The organism is Streptococcus ovis DSM 16829, from assembly GCF_000380125.1.
Lineage (GTDB): Bacteria > Bacillota > Bacilli > Lactobacillales > Streptococcaceae > Streptococcus > Streptococcus ovis.
The window spans coordinates 1-14,029 of record NZ_KB904567.1; the positions used below are offsets into that span (position 1 = coordinate 1).

The window sequence follows — 14,029 nt, forward strand, 5'->3', positions numbered from 1 at the left end:
TCATTTGCTACATAATTACTTTTAAGGATCGCGAAGTGAGTTATGAGTAAGTAACTAGAAAGAAGGTTTAAGGTGAAAAAGAAAAGCTTAACCATGTGCCTATTGAGCACCGTTATCGTCCTTGCTAGCCTCCTTGGAGGTAGGGCATTCGCAGATACAAGCCTCTTCCGCTTGTACAATCCAGGNCTCAANGTCCACCTCTACACCAAAGACACCAACGAATATAAGGTATTGGCCACTCGTGGCTGGAGACAGGAAGGTGTCGCTTGGTTGACCGCAGATGACAAGGGCGAAATCGTCTACCGTCTCTACCATCCAGGTCTCAAGGTCCATCTCTACACTCGCGACACCAATGAATACAAGGTGCTTGGTACTCGCGGCTGGAGACAGGAAGGACCTGCCTACCGTTCACATGGAGACCTGCCTATCTACCGCCTCTACCACACAGGTATCAGAAAACACCTCTATACCAAAGATACCAATGAATACAAGGTATTGGCATCACGCGGTTGGAGACAGGAAGGCATTGCCTTTTATGGTTTGAAAGAGCCAAGCAAAGCCGTTCCACCAACTCCTGCACCAAAACCAAAGACTACGACAAAGGCTACTACAGTTAAGCCAACAACTACAACTAAGGCGACTACAGCTAAGCCAAAGACTACAACTAAAGCGACTACGGCTAAGCCAACAACTACTACAAAAGCAACTACAGCTAAGCCAAAAACAACTACAAAAGCAACAACGGCTAAGCCAACAACTACAACTAAGGCAACTACTGTTAAGCCAACAACTACGACGAAGGCAACAACGGCTAAGCCAAAGACTACTACAAAAGCGACTACGGCTAAGCCAACAACTACTACAAAAGTAACTACGGCTAAACCAACGACTACAACCAAAGTAACGACAGCTAAGCCGAAAACTACGACTAAGACGACTACAGCCAAACCAACGACTACAACCAAAGTAACGACAGCTAAGCCGAAAACTACGACTAAGACGACTACAGCCAAACCAACAACTACTACAAAAGTAACTACGGCTAAGCCAACAACTACAACGAAGGTCACTACTGAAAAACCAATTGTCACAACAACCCAAGCACCAACAACAACTACACGGGCTACTACGACAACTAGACCAACAACTCAGGCTCCTACCACAACTACTCAAATGACAACTAAGTCACAAAAAGATCCAAGCATTGATACAATTGATAATCCAAATGCTGAAAGCGACTTTATAACTCGACCTTCTAATGATCAAGCAGACAAAGTGATTATTACAGGCTATACTGGGAGCCGAAAAAATGTGCATATTCCTGATACAATAGGCGGNAAAACAGTTGTAGGAATTGACCAAACAGGTGGAGTATATGAAAAATTCTTTAGCTATCGTGGTTTAACAGCACTCCGCCTCCCTAATAAATTAGAGTATATTGGCTCTGGTGTCTTTTCCAATAACCAATTATCATCAATAGAATTGCCTNCTACTCTGAGAGATATTCAGCGTTTTGCTTTTCGCTCAAACAAATTAACTAGTGTTATTATTCCAGAAGGAGTAGAGTCAATTGCTGAAGGTGCTTTTGATACTAATAATTTGACTAGTGTTCAATTCCCAATACAAGGTAAATTACAGACAATTGGCAGTCGTGCATTTTCTGTGAACCATCTCACAAAAGTAACGATTCCAGAAGGAGTTGAAACAATAGGAGTATCGGCTTTTGCTGAGAATCATTTGTCATTAATAGAACTACCTTCTACTCTGAGAGATATTCAGCGTTTTGCTTTTTACTCAAACAAATTAACTAGTGTTATTATTCCAGAGGGAGTAGAGTCAATTGGTGAAGCTGCTTTTTATACTAATAATTTGACTAGTGTTCAATTCCCAATACAAGGTAAATTACAGACAATTGGCAGTCGTGCATTTTCTGTGAACTATCTCACAAAAGTAACGATTCCAGAAGGAGTTGAAACAATAGGAATAGCTGCATTTTCTGGGAATCAATTATCATCAATAGAACTACCTTCTACTCTGAAAAATATCCAAGGCTATGCTTTTTACTCAAACAAATTAAGTAATGTTTACATTCCAGATGGAGTCCAGTCAATTGATAGAGGGGCATTTGGTGAAAATCTTATTACGAATATTGAACTTCCAAATCACTTGAATAATAAAGTAGATTATGCTTTTGATTATGGTGTTAACTTTTCTTATCGCGAGCAGAAATAACAGAATAAAATCTAGATAATTTTTATGGTTTAGATAGTTCAAAACGCAAGTAAAAACCAATGTTCAAAATTTAATGAACGTTGGTTTTTTTGGCTTCTTTGACTTGCATATTTGGTAGATTAATCTTGTATTTAATAATGAGAAGTCGAATGAGGAGGAAAATAGTAAAGAGTCCAATGTAGACAGGGATACGGGGAAATTTCAAATCAAGTACCAGAATATGGTAAGAAATTCCTGCGCCTAGTGCAAGAAGTGCATAAACGTCTTCTTTTAAGACAATAGGAGTTTCATTGACTAGTAAATCTCGAAGGATTCCACCTCCAACGCCTGTCAAGGTGGCAAGAATGCCAGTGGTCATGAAATTCAAGTTCAGTCCCACTCCTGCGCTAGCGCCAATTAGGGAGAAGATAGCTAGACCAATCGAATCAAAAATAAGATTAGTGATGGTCAAAAAACGATACATCTGGCTAGTCAAAGTGGTTTCCTGTTTTTTATTGATGACAATCAGGTACATGATGATTCCGACAATAATGGATAAATAAATGGAGGATGGATCTGTCAAAGCAGCTGGTATATGCCCTATCATTGTATCACGTACAATACCGCCACCAACTGCTGTAATAACGCCTAAAAGAGTAATACCGAAAATATCTAGATTCTTTTTAAAGCCTTTGACAACTCCGGAAACAGAAAATGCAATTGTTCCGATATAGTTACAAATCAGTAAGAATAAATCAAAATCCATATCAATCTCCTTTCATTTATCTTAGCATAAAAAGCACTGAGAATCAACGACGTGGAAGTTTGTGAAAAAATAAACAAATACAGAATAAAATCCGAAACATGATTGTGAAAAAACGCACGAAATCAATGATGTAACGGCTTTCTTTTCCATGTAAGAAACAGTTCAAATATTTGCCATTTGTGAATTTTTGGTCTATTATAGTAGAGAATCAGAATTATTATTTGGAGGACTTATGGTTACTATCACAAAAGAGCAACATTTAGAGATGTTCTTGAAAATGCAACAAATCCGCGATGTGGATATGAAGTTGAATAAATTGGTACGCCGTGGTTTTGTGCAAGGGATGACACACTTCTCTGTTGGTGAAGAAGCAGCATCGGTTGGTGCAATTGCTGGCTTAACAGACCAAGACATTATCTTCTCAAATCACCGTGGTCACGGTCAAACAATTGCTAAAGGAATTGATATCAATGCGATGATGGCAGAGCTTGCCGGTAAAGCAACAGGTTCATCAAAAGGTCGTGGTGGATCGATGCACTTGGCCAACATTGAAAAAGGAAACTATGGAACAAATGGTATCGTTGGTGGCGGGTTTGCTTTGGCAACTGGAGCAGCTTTGACACAACAATACACAGGGACCAATAACGTTGTGATTGCATTCTCTGGTGATGGTGCTACCAATGAAGGTTCTTTCCATGAATCTGTGAATATGGCTGCCACTTGGAAACTGCCAGTTATCTTCTTTATCATCAACAATGGTTATGGTATTTCAATGGATATTCAAAAAGCTACAAACACACCATTTTTATACACACGTGCGGAAGCTTACGGAATTCCAGGTCACTATGTAGAAGATGGAAATGATGTTGTTGCAGTCTACGAAAAGATGCAAGAAGTACTTGAGTATGTACGTGGTGGTAATGGTCCAGCTATCGTCGAAGTGAAGTCATACCGTTGGTTTGGTCACTCAACAGCGGATGCTGGTGTGTACCGTACGAAGGAAGAAGTGGATGAGTGGAAGAAAAAAGATCCACTTAAGAAATACCGTGAATATTTAACAGCAAACAAGATTGCAACAATTGAAGAATTAGATGCAATTGAGGTGCAAGTGGCAGACCAAGTTGAAGCGGCTGTGAAATTTGCTCAAGAAAGTCCAGATCCAGATATTTCTGTTGCCTACGAAGACATTTGGGTTTAAGTTAGATAGAATACTTGAAAGGAATAGACAAAGAAATGACTGAAACAAAAGTAATGGCCTTGCGTGAAGCGATTAACTTGGCCATGTCAGAAGAAATGCGTAAAGACGACAAGATTTTCTTGATGGGGGAAGATGTTGGAATCTACGGTGGTGACTTTGGTACATCTGTTGGTATGCTGGCTGAATTTGGTGAAAAACGTGTCAAAGATACACCAATTTCTGAAGCTGCGATTGCAGGTGCAGCTGTTGGTGCTGCGATTACAGGTCTTCGTCCAATTGTTGACTTGACCTTCATGGACTTCATCACGATTGCGATGGATGCCATTGTCAACAACGGTGCGAAAAACAACTACATGTTTGGTGGTGGTCTTAAAACCCCTGTTACCTTCCGTGTAGCGTCAGGTTCAGGTATCGGTTCTGCAGCGCAACACTCACAGGCGCTTGAAGCGTGGATGACACACATCCCAGGAATTAAGGTAGTAGCTCCTGGAACAGTCAATGAAGCAAAAGCTTTGTTGAAATCATCTATTCAAGATGATAACATCGTTCTTTTCATCGAACCAAAAGCGCAATATGGTAAAAAAGAAGAAGTGAACTTGGATCCAGATTTCTATATTCCACTTGGTAAGGGTGACCTCAAACGTGAAGGTACAGATGTGACTATCGTATCTTACGGTCGTATGTTAGAGCGTGCCATCCAAGCAGCCGATGAATTGGCAGCTGAAGGAATTAGCGTAGAAGTAGTAGACCCACGTACCTTGATCCCACTTGATAAAGAGATGATTATCAATTCTGTCAAGAAAACAGGCCGTCTTGTTCTTGTAAACGATGCTTACAAGACAGGGGGCTACATTGGAGAAATTGCGGCGATGGTAGCAGAGAGCGAAGCATTCGACTACTTAGATGCACCTATCGTGCGTGTGGCGAGTGATGATGTACCTGTACCATATGCAGCTGTTCTTGAAAATGCTATCTTGCCAAATGTTGAAAAAATCAAAGCTGCCGTGTATAAGGCGGTTAAAAAAGGCTAATCATAGCATACAGTTCATGTTGCTGGTCGGGTATGTTACCTAGACCAGCATGACTTTGTTACCCTTACATTGAGAACAAGGTCAAGCATTCAAGAAGGGAGATACAATGGCAATCGAAATTATCATGCCAAAACTCGGTGTAGATATGCAGGAAGGCGAAATCATCGAGTGGAAAAAACAAGAAGGCGATGTCATCAATGAGGGTGACGTTATTTTGGAAATGATGTCTGACAAAACCAGTATGGAATTGGAAGCAGAAGAGTCAGGTGTCCTTTTAAAAATCGTTCACGGAAATGGCGCAGTTGTTCCAGTTACCGAGGTGATTGCCTACATCGGTGCTGAGGGCGAAACAGTAGAAGTCGGAAGCGCTCCTGCTCCAACAACTCCAGTAGTGGAGAAGGAAACAGTACAAGTGGTAGCACCTGTAGAAACACCAGCTGCAGCACCAGCCAAACCACAAGGTGGTGGCAAAGTTCGTGCAACACCTGCGGCTCGTAAATCAGCTCGTGACTTAGGCATTGACCTCGGACTTGTACCAGGTACAGGTGCCAACGGTCGTGTGCATAAAGAAGATGTTGAAAACTTTAAAGGTGCACAACCAAAAGCCACTCCACTTGCTGCGAAAATGGCTGTTGATAAAGGAATTGATCTTACAACGGTTGTTGGAACGGGTGCTCGTGGTAAAATTACCAAGGAAGATGTCTTGGCAGTTCTTGCCGCACAAGCTCCTGCAGCACAAGTGGCACCAGTGAAAGAAGAAAAACCTGCTAAAGAATTGCCAGAAGGCGTTGAAATCATCAAGATGTCCGCAATGCGTAAGGCAATTTCGAAGGGTATGACGCATTCATATCTAACGGCACCAACCTTTACGCTCAATTATGACATTGACATGACTAACCTCATGGCACTTCGCAAGCAAGTCCTTGAACCAATCATGAACAAGACGGGTCTTAAAGTGACCTTCACTGATTTGATTGGTCTAGCGGTTACTCGTACCTTGATGAAGGAAGAACATCGCTATATGAATGCTTCTCTTATCAATGATGCGCAAGAAATTGAGTTGCACAAATTTGTCAATATCGGTATCGCAGTTGGTTTGGATGACGGCTTGGTTGTACCAGTTGTCCATGGTGCAGATAAGATGAGTTTGTCCGAATTCGTTGTGGCTTCAAAAGATGTTATCAAAAAAGCTCAAACTGGTAAGTTGAAGTCAGCTGAAATGTCGGGCTCAACCTTCTCTATTACCAACTTGGGAATGTTCGGAACAAAATCATTTAACCCTATCATTAACCAACCAAACTCAGCAATCTTGGGGGTTTCTGCAACAGTTCAAACACCAGTTGTCATCGATGGTGAAATCAAGATTCGTCCAATTATGGGCTTGAATTTGACCATTGACCACCGTATTATCGACGGTATGAACGGTGCGAAATTCATGGTGGACCTCAAGAACTTACTGGAAAATCCATTGGAATTATTGATCTGATGACAATATAGAGACCTAGGCTAGAAATAATAGAAGCTTTTAAACAAAAGAAAGAAAGGATGTAGAACGAGAGAAAGTGAGAACTGAACCCGAGCGGAAAGCTCGGAAAAAAGATAAATCGTTTGGAAAATCAGGATTTTCCACGATTTCCTATTTTTCAGTCGCTTTCTTTTCGCTCTTGGTATCTTAAACATGGCAATTGAAATTATTATGCCAAAACTTGGCGTGGACATGCAAGAAGGCGAAATCATCGAATGGAAAAAACAGGAAGGTGATGTTGTCAATGAAGGTGATGTTATCTTGGAGATGATGTCTGATAAGACAAGTATGGAATTGGAAGCAGAAGACTCTGGTGTCCTATTGAAAATCGTTCATGGCAATGGTGCAGTCGTACCTGTTACGGAAGTCATTGCTTATCTCGGTGCAGAAGGGGAAGTGGTTGGTGAAACAGCAGCTCCTGCTGAAGTAGCACAAGCCACAGCTGATCTCAAAGCAGCTGGTCTTGAAGTGCCTGCCGCACCATCCGTTGCAGCACAAGCACCAAAAGCAGATCTTGCAGCAAATGAATACGACATGATTGTTGTCGGTGGTGGTCCTGCAGGTTACTACGCAGCGATTCGCGGTGCTCAGCTTGGTGGTAAAGTTGCTATCGTTGAAAAATCAGAATTTGGTGGTACTTGCTTGAATGTTGGATGTATTCCAACGAAAACATACCTTAAGAATGCTGAAATTCTTGATGGTCTTAAAATTGCAGCTGGACGTGGTATCAACCTTGCTTCTACGAACTATGCGATTGACATGGATAAAACAGTTGACTTTAAGAACTCAGTTGTTCGTACCTTGACTGGTGGCGTTAAAGGTCTTTTGAAGGCTAACAAAGTAACTATGTTCAACGGACTTGGTCAAGTTAACCCAGATAAGACAGTTACGATTGGTTCAGAAACTATCAAAGGACGTTCCATCATCCTTGCGACTGGTTCAAAAGTATCACGTATCAATATCCCAGGTATTGAATCACCACTTGTATTGACTTCAGATGACATCCTTGACCTGAAAGAAATGCCAAAATCACTTGCTGTTATGGGTGGTGGTGTCGTTGGTATCGAGCTTGGACTTGTTTGGGCGTCATACGGTGTCCCAGTTACCGTTATTGAAATGGCTGACCGCATCATCCCAGGTATGGATAAGGAAGTCTCACTTGAACTTCAAAAAATCCTTTCTAAAAAAGGCATGACCATCAAGACAAACGTTGGTGTGTCAGAAATTGTTGAAGCTAATAACCAATTAACATTGAAACTTAACAATGGTGAAGAAGTTGTCGCTGAAAAAGCTCTGCTTTCTATCGGACGTGTACCACAATTGGCTGGCCTTGAAAATCTTAACCTTGAAATGGATCGTAACCGTATCAAAGTGAATGCCTACCAAGAAACATCTATCCCAGGTATCTATGCTCCAGGAGATGTGAATGGTACGAAAATGCTTGCTCACGCTGCTTACCGGATGGGTGAAGTGGCGGCAGAAAATGCAATGCACGGTAATGTTCGTAAAGCGAAACTTGACTACACACCAGCTGCTGTATACACACACCCAGAAGTGGCAATGGTTGGCTTAACAGAAGAACAAGCGCGTGAACAATATGGAGATGTGTTGGTTGGACGTTCTAGCTTTGCTGGAAATGGTCGTGCGATTGCTTCTAACGAAGCACACGGTTTTGTTAAAGTGATTGCAGAACCAAAATACCATGAAATCTTAGGTGTTCATATCATTGGACCAGCTGCGGCAGAACTTGCGAATGAAGCATCAACAATCATGGAAGCTGAATTGACAGTGGATGATGTCGCTCAATCAATCCACGGACACCCAACCTTCTCAGAAAACATGTATGAAGCCTTCATGGATGTTCTTGGAGAGGCTATCCATAACCCACCAAAACGTAAATAAGCTAGGTAACAAAAAGCAAAAAGCTCCCATTGGGAGTTTTTTCTTGTTACAGAAAGTGTAAAATTTCTTGAATAGATCCAATGTGAATAGACTATCATGAGAGGATATTGTCAATTCTATTGGTGTATGATAACATAAATGAAGAGTATATAGAAAAAATGGAGTGACCTATGAAAAATATCTGGCAATGAACTTTTATTATAATGTATGGAAAAATCGTATTCATTCATCTAAGATAGACTATACAACAGTCAGCCTTGGTCTGGGATTAGCGAAGGGAGAGTTACGTAGTGATTCTTCTTCCGCATTTGACCGTGATGAAAAAGGCGAGACGGTTATTATGACGGCAATCGCTGAATAGATAGTAAAAATAGGCAAAATCTTTTATAGATTTGCCTATTTTTGATATAATGAAAAGGATAGAAAACACTTTCATCTTTTAAGGAGTTCCTATGAAATATATTGTAAACAATAGTAATGACCCATCTTATAATATTGCTCTTGAAGCCTATGCTTTCAAGGAGTTGACCGCTATTGATGAGATTTTTATCCTCTGGATTAACGAACCTGCCATTATCATCGGGAAGCATCAAAATGCGATTCAAGAAATCAATAAGGAATATACAGACGCCCACGGCATCCATGTTAATCGTCGTCTTTCAGGTGGCGGCGCAGTCTATCATGACCTCAATAACCTCAACTATACCATCATTTCCAATAAATCTGAAGAAGGGGCATTTGATTTCAAGACCTTCTCAAAGCCTGTGATTGATACCTTAGCAACACTAGGAGTAGAAGCGAATTTCACAGGACGTAATGACCTAGAAATTGATGGCAAGAAAATTTGTGGCAATGCGCAAGCCTATGCCAAAGGTCGTATGATGCACCATGGCTGTTTGTTATTTGATGTGGATATGTCAGTTTTAGGAGATGCGCTCAAAGTTTCTAAAGACAAGATTGAATCTAAAGGTGTCAAATCTGTTCGCGCTCGTGTGACCAACATCAATAATGAATTACCTAAGAAAATGACAGTCTTAGAGTTTAAAGATGCGATTCTTGAGCAGATGAAAAAAGAATATCCTGATATGGATGAATACGTCTTGACAGAAGAAGATTTAGCGGCTATCCAAGAACTTCGTGACACTCAATTTGGCACTTGGGAATGGAATTTTGGTGCAACACCTGAATACACAGTAGAACGCAGTGTCCGCTACCCAGCAGGTAAGATTACTTCTTATATCAAGACAGAAAAATCCGTCATTGAAGCCATTAAGATTTATGGGGATTTCTTTGGAATTGGGGATGTATCTGATATCGAAGAACTCCTTGTCGGTACCCGCTACGAATACACAGATGTTTTAGCCAAATTGCAAACCATTGACACGACCCATTACTTTTCACGTATGACTGTAGAAGAAGTCGCAAAAGCCATCGTAGCATAAAAAACATCAGGTTGGACAAAAATCCAGCCTGATGTTTTTTCTTATTATGGCTTCAAGCCAGTTTGACGCGGTTTGTTTGTGGTGTTGTTGTAAAGACCACATACAGTTGGAGACCTAATAAAAAAATAGCGAGTAGGGCCTACCATCCCATCTGCTGGAATAGTCCTATTTTATAAAAAACATAAGAGTTAAACAGAAACAGGTAGAAAAAGCCGTTTTTATAAAATTGTAAACGGTACTGTTTCATTTGCTCGTTCCTCCTCGTTCATTTTCAATGTAACGAAAACTTTTGCACCTTTATTTTATGGCAACGAAATCTATTTTTCAATAGGTTTTGTAAAATCAAATAAAAACCTTATAAAAAATAAATAATTTGACAATATTCTTTGTATTTTATTTAGTTTCTTAATGCCATTTTAATGTTATTGGTATGAATAAGACAGGAAGTTTGCATTTCATTGTCACTCGATGCTACTTTCAAATTGTGATGTTTTTATCAAACAAATCATTTCCTATATTCCCGTGAAAACGATACAATGATAGAAGATTAAAATTATCTAATATTTTGGAAAGAATGAGAGTTTTATGTCAAACGATATTCGTGTATTACTTTATTATAAATATGTTCCGATTGAAAATGCCAGGGAATATGCTGCAGAACACCTTGCTTTTTGTAAATCAATTGGTCTCAAAGGCCGTATCTTGATTGCTGATGAAGGGATCAACGGTACTGTTTCAGGGGACTACGAAACGACTCAAAAATACATGGACTGGGTTCATGCAGATGAACGTTTTGCGGATTTGTGGTTTAAAATCGATGAAGAACCACAAGATGCGTTCAAAAAAATGTTTGTTCGCTATAAGAAAGAAATTGTTCACCTTGGATTAGAAGACAATGATTTTGACAGTGATATCAACCCTCTTGAAATAACAGGTGAATATCTCAATCCACAACAGTTCAAGGAAGCTCTTCTGGATGAAAACACAGTCGTTCTTGATACGCGTAATGACTATGAATATGATTTGGGTCACTTCCGCGGAGCGATTCGTCCAGATATCCGCAATTTCCGTGAGTTACCACAATGGGTTCGTGATAACAAAGAAAAATTCATGGAAAAACGTGTAGTGGTCTACTGTACAGGTGGTGTCCGCTGTGAGAAATTCTCAGGCTGGATGGTTCGTGAAGGCTTCAAGGATGTTGGCCAGCTTCACGGTGGTATTGTCACCTACGGTAAGGATCCTGAGGTGAGGGGTGAGCTTTGGGAAGGTGCAATGTATGTCTTTGATGAGCGTATTTCAGTACCTGTCAACCGTGTGAACCCAACTGTTATTGGTCGTGATTACATCACTGGTGAAGAATGTGAGCGCTATGTGAATTGTGCTAACCCATTTTGTAACAAGCAAATTTTCATGTCAGAAGAGACAGAACACAAATACGTACGCGGTTGTTCAGCAGAATGCCGTGCTCATGAGCGTAATCGCTATGTAGCTGAAAATGGATTGACCCGCAAAGAATGGGCTGCTCGCTTAGATGCGATTGGTGAAACCTTGCCAGAAGTTACCCTTGCGTAAAAATAAAAACAGTAGAGGATGTTGCCTTTACTGTTTTTTGTTATAATTAGTATATGGAAAATATCATCAAAAAAATAGTAGATTTTACTAAGGGACGTCATCGTACCATTATCCGAATTTGTGGACACGGTGCATCTGGCAAATCCACTTTTGCCCAAAGGTTACAGGCAGCTTTTCCAGCAGGGATAGCGCAGATCCTTGAAACCGATGCTTATATCGTCTCTAATAGGACGCCTCAAACCCTGTTGTTACGAGATGAAGTCGATGGAGTCGAGGAGATTGGCACTCTAACGGCCTGTCATCCTAGTCGGCATGACTTCGATAGTCTGAGACGTGATTTGACGATGCTCGCGCGTGGGATGGATGTTCTGACAATTGATACACCATGGTCACCAGAATATGTATTGAAAGCTGACTGTCCTGTTACGATAGTAGAAGGCATGACACCTACTTTTTTAGAGAAAGACCTCTTTGATGTATCGATTTTCTTTTATACAGATGCTGAGACAGAACTTGCAAGACGATTGGCGCGTGACACGACAGAACGTGGTCGTGATGCGGCATTTGTGAGACAAACCCAATCTCATCGCCGTCGCCAATACCAGCTCTATATGGAAAAATATAAGAAGGACTTCGATGTGATTGTGAACCAGTCTAGCAATCAGTTTAAAATAGAAAAATGTCAGATTGAGAAAGAAAGATAGGTTATCAAAATGGAAAATTGGGAAAATCCCCCCTTAGTCATGTCCGGCCTTGTGTTAGGTTTAGCTGCACTTGGAAATCTGTTAGGGGCTTATTGGCTCCCCTTTCGGTTAGTTCTTGGGAGTATAGCCTTGCTTCTCTATCTTATATTGATATTTGGTATGATTCGTCACCCTAAAGAGGTGAAAAAACAATTGTATCAACCATTAGTAGCATCAGTATTTCCAACTTTTTTCATGTCAGGGATGTTATTTGCGACTTATCTACAACAACTGTTGGGGCTTGATTTTCTAGCGAGAGCCCTATGGTGGCTATCCTTTTTGGGAAATGCTGGCCTCATCCTATTCTTCTTTTGGAATTTTACATGGCACTTTCGCTGGGAATTTGTCTTTCCATCTTGGTCAGTCTTGTATGTTGGAATTGCTGTATCTGGATTGACAGCCTCTGTTAGTGACACTTATGAAATTGGACAATTCATTTTTTGGTATGGTCTCGTTGCGACAATAGTTGTGTTACCCTTCATGGCTATTCGTGCTTATCGCATTGGCTTGCCTGAGGCAATAAAACCCAATATATCAACTTTCTGTGCCCCAGTCTCTCTCCTGTTAGCCAGTTATATCAATACCTTTCCTCAACAGATAGATTTTAGGGTAGTTTGGATACTATTACTTGTTTCACAAATGCTCTATGTTTTTGTTCTATGCCAAGTTCCAAATTTACTCCGTCGGCCTTTTAATCCCGGATTCTCTGCCTTTACCTTTCCGTTTGTGATTTCTGCAACGTCACTGAAGCTTTCTGTCACAACGCTTAAGTTGCCTTCTCCTTATCTTTTTGGGGTAGGGGGTGAAACTGGGGTAGCTACTCTCCTCGTTTGCTATGTTTTTTGGCAATATCTTTTGTATCTAAGACAAAAAGCTACCTGAGAGGTAGCTTTTTATAGTGGTCGTTTATTTGGCAATCCAGCTTTTCGTGGATATTTATTTGGCGTTTCTTTCTTTTTTTCCACAATGGTGAGCGTACGAGGATCGCCATTAGGCAGTTGGTAGTCCAGATTTTCTACTACTTTTGCAAAGAGCAAAGTGAGGGCATTTTTGGCTTGGCTCAATTCATCTTCTGCATTAGAAGCTTTGAGAGCAATCAACTTCCCATTTGTTTTTAAATAAGGAATGGTTAGCTCTGAAAGGACTTGCATCCGGGCAACAGCGCGAGCGGTGACCAAGTCAAACTGAGCACGGAAGGACTTATCATGAGCGAAATCTTCTGCACGACCATGGTAAAAACGAACACCTTCAAGTTCTAATTCTTCAGCTAAGACTGTTAAAAAGTTAATGCGCTTATTGAGAGAATCAATGATGGTCACTTCTAATTGCGGACAGAGGATTTTCATTGGAAGACTTGGAAAGCCAGCACCAGCTCCAATATCCAGTAGTTTTATCGGTTGATTGGTTAGATAACCTTGAAGGACAGGAGCAAGCGAATCATAAAAGTGTTTGAGGTAAACCTCATCTTCTTCAGTGATAGCTGTCAAATTGATATGCTTGTTCCATTCAACCAATAATTCGAAATAGCGTTTAAATTGTGATTTTTGTTGTTCAGAGAGCTCGAAACCTTGTTTTGCAAGCTCATCATAAAAGACTTCTGATTTCATAGTTCTATCTTACCATAATCTGATGAAAAGAA

12 protein-coding genes are annotated in these 14,029 nt (G+C 40.6%); 10 read left to right on the plus strand and 2 right to left on the minus strand.

Annotation, left to right across the window (positions count from 1 at the left end; genetic code table 11):
- Positions 1 to 93: 93 nt before the first annotated feature.
- Complete coding sequence (locus tag A3I9_RS13360) at positions 94 to 2,232, plus strand: leucine-rich repeat protein (RefSeq protein ID WP_018377782.1); 2,139 nt, start codon at positions 94 to 96, stop codon at positions 2,230 to 2,232.
- A 70-nt stretch (positions 2,233 to 2,302) separates the two neighbouring features.
- Here A3I9_RS13360 and A3I9_RS0104075 read toward each other — a convergent pair whose 3' ends face one another.
- Entirely contained in the window at positions 2,303 to 2,977 is a 675-nt protein-coding gene (locus tag A3I9_RS0104075; RefSeq protein ID WP_018377783.1) for a trimeric intracellular cation channel family protein, read from the minus strand.
- 232 nt (positions 2,978 to 3,209) lie between these two features.
- Between A3I9_RS0104075 and A3I9_RS0104080 the strand changes: the two genes are divergently transcribed.
- The 9 genes from A3I9_RS0104080 to A3I9_RS0104125 all read left to right on the plus strand — a co-directional run bounded on the left by A3I9_RS0104080 (position 3,210) and on the right by A3I9_RS0104125 (position 13,272).
- Entirely contained in the window at positions 3,210 to 4,175 is a 966-nt protein-coding gene (locus A3I9_RS0104080) for a thiamine pyrophosphate-dependent dehydrogenase E1 component subunit alpha (RefSeq protein WP_018377784.1), read from the plus strand.
- 35 nt (positions 4,176 to 4,210) lie between these two features.
- Positions 4,211 to 5,206 carry an alpha-ketoacid dehydrogenase subunit beta gene (locus A3I9_RS0104085; RefSeq protein ID WP_018377785.1) on the plus strand — a complete coding sequence of 332 codons (996 nt, stop codon included), beginning with the start codon at positions 4,211 to 4,213 and terminating at the stop codon, positions 5,204 to 5,206.
- A gap of 106 nt (positions 5,207 to 5,312) precedes the next feature.
- Positions 5,313 to 6,692, plus strand: coding sequence for a dihydrolipoamide acetyltransferase (locus A3I9_RS0104090; RefSeq protein ID WP_018377786.1), 1,380 nt, complete (start codon positions 5,313 to 5,315; stop codon positions 6,690 to 6,692).
- Between the two features lie 192 nt (positions 6,693 to 6,884).
- Positions 6,885 to 8,633 carry a dihydrolipoyl dehydrogenase gene (lpdA, locus tag A3I9_RS0104095; RefSeq protein WP_018377787.1) on the plus strand — a complete coding sequence of 583 codons (1,749 nt, stop codon included), beginning with the start codon at positions 6,885 to 6,887 and terminating at the stop codon, positions 8,631 to 8,633.
- Positions 8,634 to 8,820: 187 nt separating this feature from the next.
- The gene (locus A3I9_RS0104100) at positions 8,821 to 8,994 is read left to right on the plus strand and encodes a hypothetical protein (RefSeq protein WP_156809166.1); all 174 of its coding nucleotides are present in this window, start codon (positions 8,821 to 8,823) and stop codon (positions 8,992 to 8,994) included.
- Between the two features lie 91 nt (positions 8,995 to 9,085).
- A complete protein-coding gene (gene lplA / locus A3I9_RS0104105) occupies positions 9,086 to 10,075 on the plus strand; it encodes a lipoate--protein ligase (RefSeq protein ID WP_018377789.1) in 990 nt (329 codons plus the stop codon).
- 585 nt (positions 10,076 to 10,660) lie between these two features.
- Positions 10,661 to 11,647 (plus strand): oxygen-dependent tRNA uridine(34) hydroxylase TrhO, encoded by a 987-nt coding sequence (gene trhO / locus A3I9_RS0104115; protein ID WP_018377791.1) that lies wholly within the window; start codon positions 10,661 to 10,663, stop codon positions 11,645 to 11,647.
- Between the two features lie 53 nt (positions 11,648 to 11,700).
- Positions 11,701 to 12,351, plus strand: a complete 651-nt coding sequence (locus A3I9_RS0104120; RefSeq protein WP_018377792.1) for a uridine kinase family protein — start codon at positions 11,701 to 11,703, stop codon at positions 12,349 to 12,351.
- 9 nt (positions 12,352 to 12,360) lie between these two features.
- Positions 12,361 to 13,272, plus strand: coding sequence for a TDT family transporter (locus A3I9_RS0104125; protein ID WP_018377793.1), 912 nt, complete (start codon positions 12,361 to 12,363; stop codon positions 13,270 to 13,272).
- An 11-nt stretch (positions 13,273 to 13,283) separates the two neighbouring features.
- On the opposite strand, the gene rsmG is transcribed toward A3I9_RS0104125, so the two are convergent.
- A complete protein-coding gene (rsmG, locus tag A3I9_RS0104130) occupies positions 13,284 to 13,997 on the minus strand; it encodes a 16S rRNA (guanine(527)-N(7))-methyltransferase RsmG (RefSeq protein WP_018377794.1) in 714 nt (237 codons plus the stop codon).
- Positions 13,998 to 14,029: the final 32 nt, after the last annotated feature.